We start from the raw sequence: 16,067 nt of genomic DNA, 5'->3' as shown, positions 1-16,067 counted from the left end.
TTACAGAAATCGGAGAGGAGATTCAATCTATGCATATCCATCGTTATGAAAAGCTATGGCTGATCATCGGTTCCATTATTCTGTTCATCTTCCTGGGCATTGTCGCGGTTCAAACGTTCTTCCTGGATATGGGACCGCCCAGCCACGCTGAAATGATCGATCCCCAAAGCGTCCGGGAATCAGAGATTTTCGCAGACACGGAGCTGAAAGAAATCGGCGATAACGAATACGAAATTGCCATCATCGCGGAAATGTTCGCGTTCCAGCCAGGAGATCTGGAAATCCCAGCAGGAGCAACTGTCCATTTTACCTTGGCTTCCCCCGATGTCACGCACGGTTTTAAAATCACCGACACCAACGTGAATGTCATGGTGGTGCCCGGCCATATCTCGAAAGTCAGTCACACGTTCGACGAACCGGGTGAATACCTGATTCTCTGCAACGAATACTGCGGCCTCGGACATGAGTTTATGGCGAGCACGATTATCGTCCAATAAAAAAGAAAGAAGGGGAAATAATGGCTCATATCAATGAAGCACCGATTCTCCATAAAGGAGTGGCAGTGAATGACGCGGCGGCTACTGGCATCACCAGCCGGGATATCCGCTTATCCGCCGCCAATTTATCCATCGCCTTTATTGCCTTGATGGTCGGCGGAATTGCAGGCCTCCTGCAGGGGTTGGTCCGAAGCGGCTTTTTGGAACTCCCTTCCTGGATCAGCTATTACGCACTGCTGACGGCGCACGGGGTGATGTTCATCCTGGTGCTGACTTCGTTTTTCAGCATCGGTTATTTATACGCCGGCACTTCCCGGGTGCTTGGCGGACTGGCCGATAAAACGATCGCCTTCGGCTGGGCCGGTTTTGCGCTCATGTCCGTCGGTACGGTCATGGCCGCTTTCTTCATCCTGACCGGCAACGCCAATGTACTGTATACATTCTATACGCCAATGCAGGCACATCCCTGGTTTTACGTCGGACTGGCGCTGATTGTCGTCGGCATTCTGCTGAACTGCGTCGGCATGTTCATCACATACCAAAGCTGGAGAAAACGGAATCCCGGAAAATTGACGCCGCTGTTCGCCTTTTTCGCAAATGCCGTCTTTGTATTATGGGTTTTCGCTTCCCTGTTCATCGCGGTGTTTGTTGTCGGCATGGTCATTCCGTGGGCATTCGGCTGGGTACCGACCATTGACCCGATGATGGGGCGCACCTTGTTCTGGGCTTTCGGCCACACCCTGGTAAACATTTGGATGCTGACAGCTATCTCGGCCTGGTATGTCTCCATGCCGAAAATCATCGGCGGGAAAGTCTTCAGTGATTCGCTGGCCCGGGTCGCAGTCGTCATTCTTGTGGTGGCCAACGTCCCAGGCGGCTTCCACCACCAGATTCTCGATCCCGGCTTGTCCGTGGAACTGAAGTTCCTGCACGTCATTCAGACGTTCATGATCATCTTCCCATCACTCATGACCGCTTTCGCGATGCTTGCGACAATGGAACGCGCCGGAAGAGCGAAAGGCGTGCGCAGCTTATTGGGCTGGTGGAAGACGCTTCCCTGGTCTGATGCCCGCTTCTTCGCATTGATCGTCGCGATGTTCGCGTTCATTCCCGCTGGGCTCGGCGGCATCATCAACGCCAGCAACCAGATCAACCAGGTGGTCCATAATTCCATCTGGGTCACCGGCCATCTGCATTTAACGGTCGGCACTACGGTCATGCTGACGTTTTTCGGAATTTCCTACTGGCTCATCCCTTATTTGAGTGGCCGGAGGATGACACAGACCATCAATCGCCTTGCGGTTATACAAACTATCGTCTGGGCAGGCGGCATGCTGCTCATGTCCGGCGCGATGCACATCAACGGTTTGCTCGGCAGTCCACGCCGCACTGCCAATACGACTTATAACGGCAGCAGCGCTGCTGCCGACTGGGCAATGTACGAAACGCTGATGGCCATGGGCGGCGTCATCCTTGTAATCGGTATGGCTTTGCTGCTCTATATCTGGGCGCAATTGGCGTTCTTCGCACCCAAAGGAGATGCTGACTTCCCAATCGGCGAAGATTACAGCCCTTCCGATGCTTCGCCTCTGTTCATGGATCGCTGGTCGATTTGGGTCGCACTTGCGACAGTTTCGATTGCCATCGCCTATGTGATTCCGCTGATCGACTTTGCATCCGGCATGAATCCGGGTTCACCGCCGTTTTTGATGCCTTAAGTCTATTTTGAAATGAATGCAAAAAAGAGCGGGCACCTTCATGTGCCCGCTCCTTTTGCTGTTACAGCGCTTCGGAATTTTGCGTTTTGGATTTTTCTACTCTGATCAAGCCTTCAATAATTTTGCATTTATGGCTACGATCACTGTACTCAAACTCATGAAAACAGCTCCAATTGCCGGACTGACCACAATTCCCCATGGCGCTAAAACTCCTGCAGCCAATGGAATGGCGAAAATATTATAGCCGGTTGCCCACCATAAATTCTGGACCATTTTCCGGTAGGTTTTTTTCGAAAGGTCGATCAATGCCACCACATCGTTCGGATTGCTCCTTACGAGGACCACATCCGCGGTTTCCATCGCTACATCCGTTCCAGCTCCGATTGCAATACCAAGGTCAGCTGTGGCAAGTGCCGGAGCATCATTCACACCATCTCCGGTCATCGCCACCCTCCAGCCTTTCTGTTTAATCGCCTTTATTTGATTGGCTTTATCATCCGGCAGCACTTCCGCATACACTTCATCGATCCCTACTTGCTTCGCTACCCAATTCGCGACTTTCCTGTTATCACCCGTCAGCATTATTGAATGGATCCCTTTTTCTTTTAATGCGGCCACAGCTTCCTTCGCTGTCTCACGGACAATATCAGCGAGAGCGATCATTCCGGCCAGTTCATCTTCCACAAGAACGAACACTACCGTTTTTCCTTCTTCAGAAAGTTCATCGAAGTGACTCCGATTGTAATTTAATCCGCTGCTGTTTACATAGCCGGGGCTGACCACATTCACTTTCTGCCCTCCGACTCTGCCTTGTATTCCTTTACCGGTTATCGATTCAAAATCACTCACTCTTCCAATTTCCACTTCTTTTTCTTTAGCGGATTTCACAATGCCTGCAGCAATCGGATGTTCTGAATTCTGTTCTATTGCAGCTGCTAACTGCAATAATTCTGCATTTGTATAGCCCTCTTCGGGAACAATGTCCGTTACACCAAATTCACCTTTCGTCAAAGTGCCGGTTTTATCAAATACAACGGCATCCAAGTTCCGAGCCCCTTCAAAGTCTGCCCGGTTCCGGATTAACAGACCCTGCTTTGCCGAAATTGAAGTTGAAACTGCGACCACCAACGGAGCAGCTAAACCAAGTGCATGCGGACAAGTAATGACCATTACCGTCACCATCCGCTCAATGGCGATATCAAATGCATAACCCAGTGCCAGCCAAGCAAATAAGGTAATAAACCCTGCGGCCAACGCCAGATAAAATAACCATTTAGCTGCGCGATTTGTTAAATCCTGTGTGCGTGACTTCGACTCCTGTGCTTCTTTTACCATCGTGATGACTTGGGATAAATAAGACTCTTCACCGGTCTTCTCCACTTCAACAGTCAACGATCCCTCTTTATTCACTGAACCTCCGATTACTTTATCACCTTCCACTTTATCAATCGGAATGGATTCCCCTGTCAGCATCGATTCATCGATTGTGGAATTCCCATCTACAATCATTCCATCCACCGGAATTTTTTCGCCGGGCTTCACCAAAACCCAATCCTTATTCCGGATTTCAGACAAAGGAACATCATGGACTTGATTGTGTTCATCTAATTTATGCGCTTCGTTCGGCATCAACTTCACCAATTGTTCCAATGCATTTGATGCGCCCATGATGGATCGCATTTCGATCCAATGTCCCAATAGCATGATGACCACTAGAGTCGCCAGCTCCCAATATAGCTGGTTGCCGTCCCAGCCGAATACGACCACAGTGCTGTAACCATAAGCGATGGAAATCGCCAGGGCGATCAATGTCATCATGCCTGGGTTCCGCTCTTTAAGTTCTGCTATTCCTCCCGTTAAAAACGGCCAGCCCCCATAGAAGAATACTCCGGTTGATAAGGCGAACAAGATATACATATCATTTTCAAAACGCCAGTCGACGCCCAGGAAATGTTGGATCATCGGTGATAATGCCAGAATCGGAATGGTCAAGATCAAGGAAATGAAAAACCGTTTCTTGAAATCCTCTACCATGTCACCGTGTCCGTGATGGCCTTGATGCTCATTATGTCCATGGTCAGAATGCATCTGTTCTTCCTGTATGGTGGTTTCGTCCTGATGATTTTCGGAGTGATGGTGTTCTTCATGTTTTGCCATGGGAAGCCTCCTCTCAAATACTTTTTTAATTTTCCGATATATTCTTTTATATTATAGAAACAAACTATCGAGAAATTGTCGAGAAGCTCGTCCGAATGTCGCATATTCCAAGTAATAAAAGCACGGCGGAAAAGTTTCTCCGCCGTGCTTCTACTATTATTCTGCTTCATTGGTCCATTTATAGCCGATTCCCCAAACCGTGATGAAATGGTCATCGATCGGAAATCCTGATTGCCTGATTTTTTCGCGGACATTCCGCACATGCGAATCGATGGTGCGCCCTTCCGTCTCAGAGTCATAGCCCCAAATCAATTGAATCAGCTGCTCCCTCGTAAATACTTTATTGTTATTCTTCATCAGATGGCCGATCATCAGGAATTCCTTGGGCGTCAGCTTAATGGATTCTTTGAGGTAACTAAGTTCAAACTGCTCTTCTTCCCAAAGCAATCCATTCACTTCAATGGTGTTTTTCGGCGTTCTTCTGCGCAATAATGCTTTCATGCGGGCCAGCAATTCTTCTTCATTAAAAGGTTTTGTGATGTAATCATCTGCTCCAAGATTCAAGCCTCTTATGATATCCTCCTGCTGTTCCCTGGCCGTAAGCATAATGATCGGAACATCTGAAAACGTTCGGATTTCACGGCATAATTCCCAGCCATCCATTTCCGGCATCATAATATCCAGTAACACAAGGTCAAATTGTTCCTTTTCCAGATATTCGAGGGCTTCCTGTGCTCCCATTGCTTTTTTGCAGAGATATTGATGCGGCTGCAAATATAATGCTAATAAATCCAGCATTCGCTTTTCATCGTCAATCAGCAGTACCTTCTTCAATCGATTCACCTCTTTTCAACTCAATCCTAACGGTCGTCCCTTTTCCTTTTTCGCTGTTTATCGTTATTTGCCCCCCGTGTGATTCGACGATTTCTTTTGCAATCGCCAATCCCAGCCCACTTCCACCAAACTGTCTCGATCTGGATTTATCTACCCGATAGAGACGTTCAAATACAAAAGGAAGATCTTTTTCAGGTATGCCTTCTCCTTCATCACTCACACTCATCCAAACTGTCTTTTCGTTACCTCCTCCAGCTAATGTGACTGTCGTACCTTCCGGCGAGTGCTTCCTGGCATTGTCCAATATATTCAGGAGCACTTGCTGAAATCGTTCCGGATCTATAAAAGCTATCAGATTTTGATCACATTGAATGGATAACTTAATTTTCTTTTCATCGAAAGCCGGATGGATCAGCGCAACGACGGATTGGAAGAGCATATTCAAAGAAAATTCCTCTTTTTTTATTTCAAACTGGTTATGATCCAACTGGGCCAGTTCAAATAATTGATGGATTAATGCCGTCAAATGAGCAGTTTCTTCCCGAATGATAGTAATGTATTGTGCCTTTTCTTCATCGGAAGCGGATGGCCGGCTTGCAATATCAGCATATCCTTTGATATAGGTAAGCGGCGTCCGCAGCTCATGGGCAATATCCGCTAAAAATTCATTGCGTTCATTTCTTAAGCGGTCCAAGTCAGTTGATAAAGTAGTGATTGCATAGGCCAGTTCACCCAGCTCATCATTGCGTTCAATATTGAGCTTAACCTGGTTATTCCCGCTCTTTAGTTGTTCTGTGGCTTCCTTCATTCGGATCAGCGGCAATGTGATGAACCGAGACAACAGAAAAATTGTAATGATTGTCAATCCGATTGCCATCAGACCCACGGCGAGGAATTGATTTCTTAAATGCCCCACCATCTGTTTAATATTGTTCGTTTCCGCAAACATAAAGACGTGGCCGCGATGTTCACCGTCAATCGTAATTGGACTGTCAGTCGCGATGAATTCTTTTTCGTTCCATCTCTCTTCGACTATTTCCCCTTGGTGCATCGCTCCGTCAAAATCGGTATGCTCCAAAACAGCTTCCATTTCGGGTTTAATCGAATCCGAATGAATCAATTCATTGCCATCTTCGTCGGTTATGATGACGATGAAATCTGATGCGGATTCCATCAGAGCGACATGTTCGAGGGTTGCCGGTTCAAAACTGCCGGCTAACACCTCACTGTGTGTGTTGCCCCGTGCGAGCAGATTCGTCATGACCTCATCTACCCGTTCATTGACGAAGGCCACATACAAAGTCAAAAACAAAACTGACTCAATAATTATGATGAATACAAAAAACAGTAATCCGACTTTTAATGCAAGGCGATTTAGCATGGCGTCCCTCTTTTTAACTCAATTAGTATTTCCGGTCTGCAGCTTTTTATTTCCCATAGTATACTTCATCGGCCCTGTCATTGCCGCAAAGCTTCCAAAGCAGCTTACTATCTCCTAGTTTATCGAAAAAGTTTCGAGTTTTTGTGCAGTTTCTTCCATAAAGTACAGGGCAGGTCTTCTATAACCCAAATAATTATTTCAATGTTTTTGAAATGTCATGGTTCCTGCACAATTTATGCATTCTTTTTGGATAAGGTAAGAAAAGAAAAACAAAGAAAGAGGGATTTTATATGCACAAAAATAAATGGACAATCGGACTCCTGTCTTTCCTGGCAGCACTGACGTTAAGCGCATGCAATACGGGAAATGATATGCCTGATCAACCAATGGACATGGATCCTGTAAACGAGGACAGCATGAACCAGGATTCCGGACACATGGACATGAACCACTCCAGTTCAGGAGACCTTCCTGATGGATTGGACAATGCCCAAAACCCTTTATACGAGGTCGGCAGCCAAGCGATTATCAACTCTGATCACATGGAAGGGATGAAAGGCGCTGAAGCTACGATTGTCGGGGCTTACGATACAGTAGTCTATGCTGTCACTTATACCCCCGCCAATGGCGGCGATCCGGTTTCGAACCACAAATGGGTGATTCATGAAGAACTTGAAAACCCCGGAAGCGAGCCATTGGAGCCTGGTGATGAAGTGATTCTTGAGGCCGATCACATGCAAGGAATGGACGGTGTTACGGCCATTATCGATTCTGCCGAGGAAACGACCGTTTACATGATCGATTTCAATACGACAACTGGCGGCGATAAGGTGACCAATCACAAATGGGTGACTGAAGAGGAACTTTCAGCGAATTAAGGACTTTAAACGATATGGGGCAACCACTGGTTCTTAATTGAACCGGTGGTTTTTCGTTTCTAACAGTCATCCTTTTTTCATTAGAGTAATTATGCATTTTCTATGGAGTTTATCTCAACCTTTAAATGGTATACAAGTAATGAAGGGGCTTATTCATGCTGGCCTGACATATAAACTATGACGAAAGGAGAAGGTTTTATGAACAGTTATTTAAAGTTCGGAATCATGATTCTAACTTCGACTTTTCTGATGTATTGGCTGATGTTTTTAAATGTTTTCCAATTCGAACACGTCACGTACAGTGAAACCCGAATCTATATGGCGTTGATCATGGGTTCCGTAATGGCCATTGTCATGCTGCTATTCATGTGGCCAATGTATAAGAATAAAAAGGTCAACTCCATTATCTTAGCCGCTAGTGCTGTAGTATTCGCGCTTTCACTTTGGCTGGTCCGCAGCCAGGTATTAATCGAGGATACGGGTTGGATGAAAGCGATGATTCCTCATCATTCCATCGCTATCCTGACCAGTGAACGAGCTGATATTTCTGATCCCGAGGTCAGAAAACTCGCAGATGAGATTATCAAAACACAGCGTGAAGAAATTGCCAAAATGAAAGAATTAATAGAAAAACTCGAGAACGAGGAATGATTAAACAGAAAAAGGAAGTCCCGAAGCGATATCTATTCGCATTTGGACTTCCTTTTTGTTTATGTATAATTAGCCCTTACTTCTTATCCCTTATTTCTTCCAAGAGCTCAACCACTCGTTTATTCTGTTCGCCGAGCGAGTCCAGTTTCTTCTCGATTGTGCTTGAAGAAATCCAAACTATGCCAATTAATATAAATCCGATAATAAAGTCCATTCTCCGCCTCCTGGTTCTGCCAATTTAAACTTTGCAATCCCTATGTCTCACTGTTCAAACTCGATTTCCCCCTGCACCACTTCCACATCATCTTTCGCTGCAATGAAATCTTTTACTTCCTGGACGGATTCATCATCCATCCGGAGCGTCGCATTTTTATGCGGATGCAAGCTCTGCAGATAGCCTTCCCCATCTTCCGTGACCCATAGATGATAGGTCCGATTTTCTTCATTTTCCATCAGGAACTCCATTGAGAGTACGGGCCTGGTAGTGATGATCTTGCCCTCGTCCATTTCCTCCGCAGAATTGACTGCTTCTGTAAAAATAGCGAGTCCGTTGCTTTCATCCAAGTATTCTTGTTCAATCAGCTCTTCCGAACCTTCTTTTTCCCAATAATCCATCCGCACATTTTCCGCTTCTTCAATAACGACCGATGAGCAGGCCGAACAAAAAAGCAGCATCAGAATCGGCGACCATTTAGCAATCCTCATTTCAGCACCCCTCTTTCTCCAGAAACATGATTCTCTTCGTGAATTAACTGTCTATTTCAAGTCTACCTGAAAAATACCTGAAAATGTAAATCATTATTTATTTTTCAATTTTAAATATGAAAATGACAAGGTTTTTGTCATACAAAAAAACGCCCGCAAATGTCCGAAGACTTTTGCGGACGTTCTTTCATTGTCCGAAGATATTAGTTTTTATTGATTACCTGCGCACCGTCCGGGCCCGCTAAAATGACTTTATCGGTCATATCGATAAACAGGCCGGTTTCGACGACGCCAAGCAGCAGCTTGAGTTCGTTATGGAGCGCATGCGGATCTTCGATCGTTCCGAAGGCGCAGTCGAGGATGTAATTGCCGTTGTTCGACACGAACACTTCGCCATCCCGCTCCCGCAGCACCGGCTTAGCGCCGAGCGCGGCGATTTTGTCAGCCGTTCGCTGCCAAGCAAATTGGAGAACTTCGACCGGCAACGGGAAGTTCCCGAGTTGGCCGACCATTTTCGACTGGTCAGCGATGATGATGACTTGCTTGGCATGTGCGTTGACGAGCTTCTCGCGGACGAGCGAGCCGCCGCCGCCTTTGGTGAGCTGGAAATCCGGATCGATTTCATCCGCTCCATCAATCGCCAGATCGAGTGTTTCGACTTCCGAGAAATCCGTCAGCGGAATGCCGAATTCCTTCGCCCATTCCGCTGTCCTGAGTGACGACGGGATGCCTTTGATGTTGAGGCCCTGATCGACGAGTTCGCCGAGGCGCTTCAGCAGCCAATAGACGGTCGTGCCGGAACCAAGACCAAGCACCATGCCGTCTTCCACGTATTCCACTGCCTGTTCAGCTGCGGCTTTTTTGTAAAGGTCCTGATTCTCTGTCATCCGAAACGCCTCCTTAGCCCTGGCTCAAATAGGAAATGACGTCCGCCATCGCTTCTTCTGCATCTTCACCGACTGTGCGGATAGTGAGTTCATCGCCATTGCGCAATTGCAGCGTAATCAGGCCAAGGAAACTTTTCAGGTTGATTTCGTAAGGCGTGCCGTTAACTGATTTCTTCAGGTAAATCTCCGACTGGTATTTCTGTGTCGCTTTACTGACTTCGACGATGGTCGTCTTGTCCGAAATATTAACGGTAATGTCTTTCGATACGCTTTTCTCCATGAAAATTCCTCCTTTATTGGTTACAGCTTGTCTTCCAATTTCACTTTCTCTTTCACGGCTTTATTGACGAGATAGGTCGGATAATAACCCGACAGCACGTCGGCCACGTTTTCAGCCGTCTTGCGCTTGAGTTCCGTTTCCGCTTCAACAGAATAAAAAGCGGAATGCGGGTTCAGAATGACATTGTCCATTGCCAGAAGCGGGTTGTCGGCGGCAATCGGCTCTGTTTCAAGCACATCAAGGCCGGCGCCGGCAATCGTTCCTGCCTGCAGCGCTTCGATCAGTGCCTGTTCATCGATGATCGGCCCGCGGGCCGTGTTGATGATAAATGCTTCTTTTTTCATCATAGCGAATTCTTTCGTGCTTATCATCTTTTCCGTATGCGCATTGAGCGGCACATGGACAGAAAGGTAATCCGAGCGCTTGCATAATTCTTCGAGCGTCACGAGTTCGACGTTTTGCGCGGCAGCGACTTCCGGTGCCACGAATGGGTCGTAGGCGATGACGTTCAGATCGAATGCCTTCGCTTTTCTCGCTACGGTCTGCGGGATGTTGCCGAAACCGACAAGGCCGAGCGTCTTCCCTTGCAGACGGTAAATCGGCACTGCGACTTTAAAATCCCAGATGCCATTTTTCACCGAGTTATTGAGAAGCGTCACTTTGCGCGCCAATGACAGCAGCAATGCCACCGCATGGTTCGAGACTTCATCCAGGCAATAGTCAGTGACGTTGCCGACGATGATGCCTTTTTCTGTCGCAGCATCGACGTCGATTGTGTTAAAGCCAACGCCGTAGCGTGAAATGACTTTGCAGTTATCGAGCTGTTCGATGACTTTGCGCGTGATCGGCGCATACTGGTTGATCAGTGCATCAGCGTCTTTGCAGGCGGCGATGACGTCGTCTTCCGTTTTGCATTGTTCGAAAGTCAGTTTGATGCCAAGCTTATCCAGAACGGCTTCTTCCGGTGCGAATGTGCTGTATTCGTAGTCGGTGACGACCACTTTGAATGGACTCATGGGGGGTCTCTCCTTTAAATTTACTTTTACCACTCAGCGATGGAGCCGTCTTTATGGCGCCATACCGGGTTTTTCCAGTTGTGGCCGATTTTCGCCTGTTCGCGGACGAAGTCTTCATTGATGGAAATGCCAAGACCTGCGTTTTGCAGCATGTCGACATAGCCGTCTTTGTACTCGAAGACCGTTTTGTCGTTCAGGTAATCGAGCAGATCGCTGCCCTGGTTGTAATGGATGCCGAGGCTCTGTTCCTGGATGAAGACGTTATGCGACGTGGCGTCGACCTGCAGGCAGGACGCCAAAGCGATCGGGCCGAGCGGGCAATGCGGCGCAACCGCCACATCATAAGCTTCCGCCATTGCGAAGATCTTCTTGCATTCCGTGATTCCGCCTGCGTGCGACAGATCCGGTTGGATGATGTCGACGTAGCCGTCAGACAGGATTTTCTTGAAATCCCATTTCGAGAACATGCGCTCACCTGTCGCAATCGGAATATTGGTGATATGCGCGATTTCACGCAGGGCTTCATTGTTTTCCGGCAAGACCGGCTCTTCGATGAACATCGGACGGAATTGCTCAAGCTCTTTAACGAGGATTTTCGCCATCGGTTTATGTACACGGCCATGGAAATCGATGCCGATGCCGACATATTTGCCGACCGCATCCCGGACTGCCGCAATGCGTTCAACCGCCTGATCGACTTTTTCGTAGGAATCGATGTACTGCAACTCTTCCGTACCGTTCATCTTCACAGCGCTGAATCCGGCTTCGACAGCCGCTTTTGCCGCAGTGCCGACTTCGTTAGGCCGGTCACCGCCAATCCACGAGTAGACGCGGACCGAATCACGGACTGCTCCACCCATCAATTCTGAAATCGGTGCATTATGATATTTCCCTTTGATATCCCACAGTGCTTGGTCAATGCCGGCAATCGCGCTCATCAAAATCGGGCCTCCGCGGTAAAAACCTGAGCGGTACATGGTCTGCCACAAATCTTCGATGCGGCGCGGATCTTTGCCGATCAGGTAATCTGCGAGTTCATGGACAGCAGCTTCGACTGTAGCGGCGCGGCCTTCAACGACCGGCTCTCCCCAGCCGACAATGCCTTCGTCGGTTTCGATTTTCAGGAACAGCCATCTCGGCGGAACGATAAATGTTTCCAGCTTCGTGATTTTCACAATAAAACCCTCGTTTCTTTTTTATGATCTTTATGTCCGGTTTTTCGCTTTTCGCGTGCGAAAAGCATCCGTTTGTCTTTTGATTTTGGTTTTTGCAGAGATTTTTATGGAAATAAAACCTGATTCTTCTTATATTCAGCTTGTTGCGCTGGTTTCTTTGTCTATTATTTCGATGATTTATCGGATATCGGCGTTCGGGAGATTATATCAGCGCTCAGGAAATTAAATCGGCGTTCAGCGATTTATATCGGCGTTCAGGAAATTATATCAGCGATCAGCGAGATATATCGGCGTTCGCCGATTTTCTGCCAATAAGACTCCAATAACACTGACGCAGGGTCATTCTCCACTTCGCTCAACGCCAAAAAACGCCGGATTTAACTCCGAGCGTTTTTAATTTTCCCGATAAACTGACGGGACAGGTCCGTCAACACTTCGTAGCGTTCTTCAGCAATCGCTTTGCTGTCGACGAGTGAGCCGCCAGCTCCGACTGCCACGGCACCATTTCGGATGAACGTTTCGACATTATCCAATGAAACGCCGCCCGTCGGCATCATCGGAATGTGGCCGAGCGGCCCTTGCAGATCTTTGATATAAGCTTCCCCGAGTGCGGCACCCGGAAAGATTTTCAAGAGGTCGGCGCCTGCGGAATAAGCGTTGACGATTTCAGTCGGCGTCATGACGCCTGGAATGGAGATGCGGCCGTAGCGGTTCGCCATTTGGATGGTTTCGATGTCGAAGCTCGGGCAGAAGATGAAATCCGACCCGGCATCAATCGCCATTTTGGCGGATGGCGCATCGAGGACGGTACCTGCGCCGACAAGGACGCGATCACCGAATTTCTCTTTCAGGTCGCGGATCATGCCGAGTGCGCCAGGAGTGTCCAGTGTGATTTCAAGGGCACCCGTGCCGCCTTCGACAAGCGCTTCCGCGATTTGGTGGATCTGTGATTGTTTGGGTTTACGGATGACTGCGATGAGTCCTGATTCTTTTAGGCGAATAAGGTCTTCCCATTTTTTCATGGCTGCTTCCTCCTCGGTTTAGCGTTTAACGTCGCGGTTGGCGCCGGCTGGTTTCATGAAGCGTTCGACTGCTTCGAATGTTGGCAAGCCTTCAATGTCCCCGCTGACGCCTACGACCATTGCGCCGATTGCGTTAGCGCGTCGGACCGCCTGTGCCAGTGGCTCTTCGCGCAGCAGGCCGCTGATGACACCTGCGGCAAAACCGTCTCCGGCGCCGACAGGATCGACGATGCGGTCTGCCGGAAATCCTTCTATATAAGCTTTCTCCTCACCCGCATGCAGGTAAGCCCCTTTATCGCCCAGTTTGATGACGATGATTTTTTCATTGTCACCATCAGCGAGCGCTTCTGCCACTGTTTCAACATCCGTTTCGCCGGTCATCAGCTGGCCTTCATCAAGTCCAGGCAAGATGACATCTGCGCTTGCGGCGATTTCATTGAATGTCTTCTTCGCCTCTTCAGCGCTCCACAATTTCAGGCGCAGGTTCGGGTCAAAAACGATTTTCGTGCCGTTGCGTTTCGCGATATCGATTGCTTCCATGACAGTGGCAAGCGCCGACTCGCTTAGCGCTGGCGTGATACCGCTGATATGCAGGATGCGCGCGGACGCGATTGCGCCGGCATCCAGTTCCTCCGGCTGCATCAGGCTCGCGGCAGATCCTTTCCGGTAATAATAGACGTTCATGTCTTCCGGTGATAATTGTTCTTTGAACAGGAGGCCAGTCGGCGCTTCATCCGTCAGCAGACAGGACGAAACGTCGACGCCTTCTCCGCGTATACTTTTCAATACAAAACGCCCGAATGGGTCGTTGCCGAGTTTGCTGAACCACGTAACGGAATGGCCAAGTCTTGTGAGGCCAATCGCGACATTCGATTCCGCTCCCCCGATTTTCTTTGGAAACTGATGGATGTATTCGAGCGGCAGCATCTGCTCAGGCTGGAACAGCACCATCGTTTCGCCGAATGTAAACACTTCTGATTTCTCCAATTAAGACACAACCTTCTCTAACGTAATTCCCGGTTTCATTACTCCGGAATGAAGAACATCGTGATAGCCGGAACGAATGTCAGGAATAATAATGTGATGATCATTGAAAGAACGAATGGCAAGACGGCGCGGGACAGCGATTCGATCGATACGCCGGAAATTCCGGATGCGACGAATAAGTTGACTCCGACCGGTGGTGTGAAGAAACCGATTGCCAGGTTGACGACCATCAAGATACCGAAATGCACCGGATCATAACCGATTTGAACCGCAATCGGAAGCAAAATCGGCGTCAGGATGATGATGGCAGCAAGTGTATCCATGAACATGCCGACGACCAGCAATAGCAGCATGATCAACAGGATGATCACGTATTGATTTGTTGAAACCGACAGCATGGCGTCGGCAATTTGGACCGGCACCTGTTCGATTGTCAAAAGACGTCCAAAAGCGTTTGCCGTTCCGACGATGATCAGCACAGTCGCTGTCGTCAATGCGGAATCGATGATGACTTTCGGCAGATCGCGGATTTTCAATGCGCGGTATAGGACCATCGCTGCGAATAAACCATAGACGACTGCAATAACAGCAGCTTCTGTCGGCGTGAAGTAACCGCCGTAAATACCGCCAAGGATGATGATGGGAATAAGCAATGCCCATTTCGCTTCCCAGAAAGCGATACCGATTTTTTTGAATGAGGTCTTTTCTTCCAGACCCTTATAGCCTTTTCTTTTCGAATAGAAGTAAGCCCAGGCGATCATTGACAAACCGACAAGGATTCCGGGAACGATACCGGCGATGAAAAGATCACCGATTGATACGCTGCCTGTTACTCCGTAGATGACCATTGGAATACTCGGCGGGATGATAACACCGATCGATCCGGCTGCCGCTACAGTAGCCGTTGCGAATTTAATGTCATAACCCTGGCGCACCATTGCAGGAATCATGATTCCGCCGATTGCCGCAACTGTTGCGGGGCCGGATCCGGAAATGGCTGCGAAAAACATACACGTGATGATTGTTGCAATGGCGAAGCCGCCGGTTCTATTGCCGACTAGCGCATTCGCTACATTGAAGAGGCGTTCGGATATGCCTCCCTTGCCCATGATTTCACCGGCAAGGATGAAGAACGGAACCGCCATCAACGGGAACGAATCGACAGATGTGATCAATTCCTTCGCAAGGAATTCGACCGGCAGACTGCCTGTATACATAATTGTGATAAGTGTTGATAAGCCGATTGCGATACCAATTGGCACCGTCAGGATCAGCAAAAGCGCAAAGCTGCCAAATAACACTGCAATAGTCATTCTATAAACCTCCTAGATGTTTCATTCCGGGCTTACCCTAGTTTTTCGACTTTCTTATCCTGGTTCATTTCATGCTTTAACGCTTTGATGTGTTTCACGAGATTCTGCACCAGACGGATCAGCGTCAAGCCCATGCCGATCGGCGTTGCAAGGTAGATAAGTCCCATCGGAATCTGGTTGGCCGGAGATTTCTGGCCGAATGCCAGCAGCTGGCTCGCTATATCGTAGCCATAGCGGATAACGAAAATGGCGAAAGCGATGAACAGCAGATTAGCGATGATCGTCAAAATGATTTTGCCTTTGTTTTTAAGCACCAATAACAGGACATCCACTTTGATGTGCCGGTCTTTTTTGACGCCGTAGCTGATGCCGATATAGACCAGCCAGATAAAGCTGTAGCGCGCCAGTTCTTCAGTCCAGGACAAAGAACTGTCGAGTTGTCTCATGACCACTTGCAGGAAAATGACCGCTACCATGATCGTGGAAAAAAGCACCAATAACACTTCTTCGATATGCCGGTCTAACCAATGTATGATTTTCATGTCGGTCTCCTTTATCAATAAGTT

General features: G+C 48.2%; 17 protein-coding genes. 4 read left to right on the top strand and 13 right to left on the bottom strand.

Translation table 11 applies throughout. The features are described from left to right. Positions 1 to 29 precede the first annotated feature (29 nt). Positions 30 to 497 carry a cytochrome c oxidase subunit II gene (locus AC2Q9J_RS05590; RefSeq protein ID WP_499037932.1) on the top strand — a complete coding sequence of 156 codons (468 nt, stop codon included), beginning with the start codon at positions 30 to 32 and terminating at the stop codon, positions 495 to 497. Between the two features lie 20 nt (positions 498 to 517). After that, the gene (locus AC2Q9J_RS05585) at positions 518 to 2,215 is read left to right on the top strand and encodes a cbb3-type cytochrome c oxidase subunit I (RefSeq protein ID WP_499037930.1); all 1,698 of its coding nucleotides are present in this window, start codon (positions 518 to 520) and stop codon (positions 2,213 to 2,215) included. Between the two features lie 105 nt (positions 2,216 to 2,320). Here the strand turns inward: AC2Q9J_RS05585 and AC2Q9J_RS05580 are convergent, their stop codons facing one another. The 3 genes from AC2Q9J_RS05580 to AC2Q9J_RS05570 form a co-directional block, all read right to left on the bottom strand. Beyond that, positions 2,321 to 4,372, bottom strand: a complete 2,052-nt coding sequence (locus AC2Q9J_RS05580; protein ID WP_499037928.1) for a heavy metal translocating P-type ATPase — start codon at positions 4,370 to 4,372, stop codon at positions 2,321 to 2,323. A 156-nt stretch (positions 4,373 to 4,528) separates the two neighbouring features. Continuing rightward, complete coding sequence (locus tag AC2Q9J_RS05575) at positions 4,529 to 5,206, bottom strand: response regulator transcription factor (RefSeq protein WP_499037926.1); 678 nt, start codon at positions 5,204 to 5,206, stop codon at positions 4,529 to 4,531. After that, complete coding sequence (locus AC2Q9J_RS05570) at positions 5,184 to 6,587, bottom strand: sensor histidine kinase (protein ID WP_499037924.1); 1,404 nt, start codon at positions 6,585 to 6,587, stop codon at positions 5,184 to 5,186. Before AC2Q9J_RS05570 ends, AC2Q9J_RS05575 begins: the two co-directional genes overlap by 23 nt. 290 nt (positions 6,588 to 6,877) lie before the next feature. On the opposite strand from AC2Q9J_RS05570, the gene AC2Q9J_RS05565 reads away from it, so the two are divergent. Both AC2Q9J_RS05565 and AC2Q9J_RS05560 read left to right on the top strand, forming a co-directional pair. Further along, positions 6,878 to 7,465 carry a YdhK family protein gene (locus AC2Q9J_RS05565; protein WP_499037922.1) on the top strand — a complete coding sequence of 196 codons (588 nt, stop codon included), beginning with the start codon at positions 6,878 to 6,880 and terminating at the stop codon, positions 7,463 to 7,465. 198 nt (positions 7,466 to 7,663) lie between these two features. Then, on the top strand, positions 7,664 to 8,116 hold the full coding sequence (locus tag AC2Q9J_RS05560; protein ID WP_499037920.1) for a DUF305 domain-containing protein: 453 nt from the start codon (positions 7,664 to 7,666) through the stop codon (positions 8,114 to 8,116). Between the two features lie 76 nt (positions 8,117 to 8,192). On the opposite strand, the gene AC2Q9J_RS05555 is transcribed toward AC2Q9J_RS05560, so the two are convergent. The 10 genes from AC2Q9J_RS05555 to AC2Q9J_RS05510 form a co-directional block, all read right to left on the bottom strand. Then, the gene (locus AC2Q9J_RS05555) at positions 8,193 to 8,330 is read right to left on the bottom strand and encodes a hypothetical protein (RefSeq protein ID WP_499037918.1); all 138 of its coding nucleotides are present in this window, start codon (positions 8,328 to 8,330) and stop codon (positions 8,193 to 8,195) included. A gap of 47 nt (positions 8,331 to 8,377) precedes the next feature. Next, complete coding sequence (locus tag AC2Q9J_RS05550) at positions 8,378 to 8,821, bottom strand: YhfM domain-containing protein (protein WP_499037916.1); 444 nt, start codon at positions 8,819 to 8,821, stop codon at positions 8,378 to 8,380. A gap of 203 nt (positions 8,822 to 9,024) precedes the next feature. Then, positions 9,025 to 9,708, bottom strand: a complete 684-nt coding sequence (rpiA, locus tag AC2Q9J_RS05545) for a ribose-5-phosphate isomerase RpiA (protein WP_499037914.1) — start codon at positions 9,706 to 9,708, stop codon at positions 9,025 to 9,027. A gap of 13 nt (positions 9,709 to 9,721) precedes the next feature. Next, positions 9,722 to 9,988 carry an HPr family phosphocarrier protein gene (locus AC2Q9J_RS05540; protein ID WP_499037912.1) on the bottom strand — a complete coding sequence of 89 codons (267 nt, stop codon included), beginning with the start codon at positions 9,986 to 9,988 and terminating at the stop codon, positions 9,722 to 9,724. A gap of 20 nt (positions 9,989 to 10,008) precedes the next feature. Then, the gene (locus AC2Q9J_RS05535; RefSeq protein ID WP_499037910.1) at positions 10,009 to 11,004 is read right to left on the bottom strand and encodes a C-terminal binding protein; all 996 of its coding nucleotides are present in this window, start codon (positions 11,002 to 11,004) and stop codon (positions 10,009 to 10,011) included. A 26-nt stretch (positions 11,005 to 11,030) separates the two neighbouring features. Beyond that, positions 11,031 to 12,179, bottom strand: a complete 1,149-nt coding sequence (gene dgoD / locus AC2Q9J_RS05530) for a galactonate dehydratase (protein WP_499037908.1) — start codon at positions 12,177 to 12,179, stop codon at positions 11,031 to 11,033. Positions 12,180 to 12,556: 377 nt separating this feature from the next. Next, positions 12,557 to 13,201, bottom strand: coding sequence for a bifunctional 4-hydroxy-2-oxoglutarate aldolase/2-dehydro-3-deoxy-phosphogluconate aldolase (locus AC2Q9J_RS05525; RefSeq protein ID WP_499037906.1), 645 nt, complete (start codon positions 13,199 to 13,201; stop codon positions 12,557 to 12,559). Between the two features lie 18 nt (positions 13,202 to 13,219). Beyond that, positions 13,220 to 14,188 carry a sugar kinase gene (locus AC2Q9J_RS05520; RefSeq protein WP_499037903.1) on the bottom strand — a complete coding sequence of 323 codons (969 nt, stop codon included), beginning with the start codon at positions 14,186 to 14,188 and terminating at the stop codon, positions 13,220 to 13,222. Positions 14,189 to 14,226: 38 nt separating this feature from the next. Next, on the bottom strand, positions 14,227 to 15,501 hold the full coding sequence (locus tag AC2Q9J_RS05515; RefSeq protein WP_499037901.1) for a TRAP transporter large permease: 1,275 nt from the start codon (positions 15,499 to 15,501) through the stop codon (positions 14,227 to 14,229). A gap of 32 nt (positions 15,502 to 15,533) precedes the next feature. After that, the gene (locus AC2Q9J_RS05510) at positions 15,534 to 16,043 is read right to left on the bottom strand and encodes a TRAP transporter small permease (protein WP_499037899.1); all 510 of its coding nucleotides are present in this window, start codon (positions 16,041 to 16,043) and stop codon (positions 15,534 to 15,536) included. Between the last annotated feature and the right edge of the window lie 24 nt (positions 16,044 to 16,067).

The organism is Planococcus sp. RAB007_Raresut (assembly GCF_057369535.1).
The sequence above is the reverse complement of the archived record's forward strand: the minus strand, read 5'-3'. Positions and strand labels throughout refer to the sequence as shown.

Coding starts and splice junctions, on each gene's coding strand:
- AC2Q9J_RS05565 (WP_499037922.1), top strand. CDS start 6,878: ATGCACAAAAATAAATGGACAATCGGACTCCTGTCTTTCCTGGCAGCA.
- AC2Q9J_RS05540 (WP_499037912.1), bottom strand. CDS start 9,988: ATGGAGAAAAGCGTATCGAAAGACATTACCGTTAATATTTCGGACAAG.
- AC2Q9J_RS05510 (WP_499037899.1), bottom strand. CDS start 16,043: ATGAAAATCATACATTGGTTAGACCGGCATATCGAAGAAGTGTTATTG.
- AC2Q9J_RS05580 (WP_499037928.1), bottom strand. CDS start 4,372: ATGGCAAAACATGAAGAACACCATCACTCCGAAAATCATCAGGACGAA.
- AC2Q9J_RS05570 (WP_499037924.1), bottom strand. CDS start 6,587: ATGCTAAATCGCCTTGCATTAAAAGTCGGATTACTGTTTTTTGTATTC.
- AC2Q9J_RS05535 (WP_499037910.1), bottom strand. CDS start 11,004: ATGAGTCCATTCAAAGTGGTCGTCACCGACTACGAATACAGCACATTC.
- AC2Q9J_RS05525 (WP_499037906.1), bottom strand. CDS start 13,201: ATGAAAAAATGGGAAGACCTTATTCGCCTAAAAGAATCAGGACTCATC.
- rpiA (WP_499037914.1), bottom strand. CDS start 9,708: ATGACAGAGAATCAGGACCTTTACAAAAAAGCCGCAGCTGAACAGGCA.
- AC2Q9J_RS05555 (WP_499037918.1), bottom strand. CDS start 8,330: ATGGACTTTATTATCGGATTTATATTAATTGGCATAGTTTGGATTTCT.
- AC2Q9J_RS05590 (WP_499037932.1), top strand. CDS start 30: ATGCATATCCATCGTTATGAAAAGCTATGGCTGATCATCGGTTCCATT.
- AC2Q9J_RS05550 (WP_499037916.1), bottom strand. CDS start 8,821: ATGAGGATTGCTAAATGGTCGCCGATTCTGATGCTGCTTTTTTGTTCG.
- AC2Q9J_RS05515 (WP_499037901.1), bottom strand. CDS start 15,501: ATGACTATTGCAGTGTTATTTGGCAGCTTTGCGCTTTTGCTGATCCTG.
- AC2Q9J_RS05560 (WP_499037920.1), top strand. CDS start 7,664: ATGAACAGTTATTTAAAGTTCGGAATCATGATTCTAACTTCGACTTTT.
- AC2Q9J_RS05585 (WP_499037930.1), top strand. CDS start 518: ATGGCTCATATCAATGAAGCACCGATTCTCCATAAAGGAGTGGCAGTG.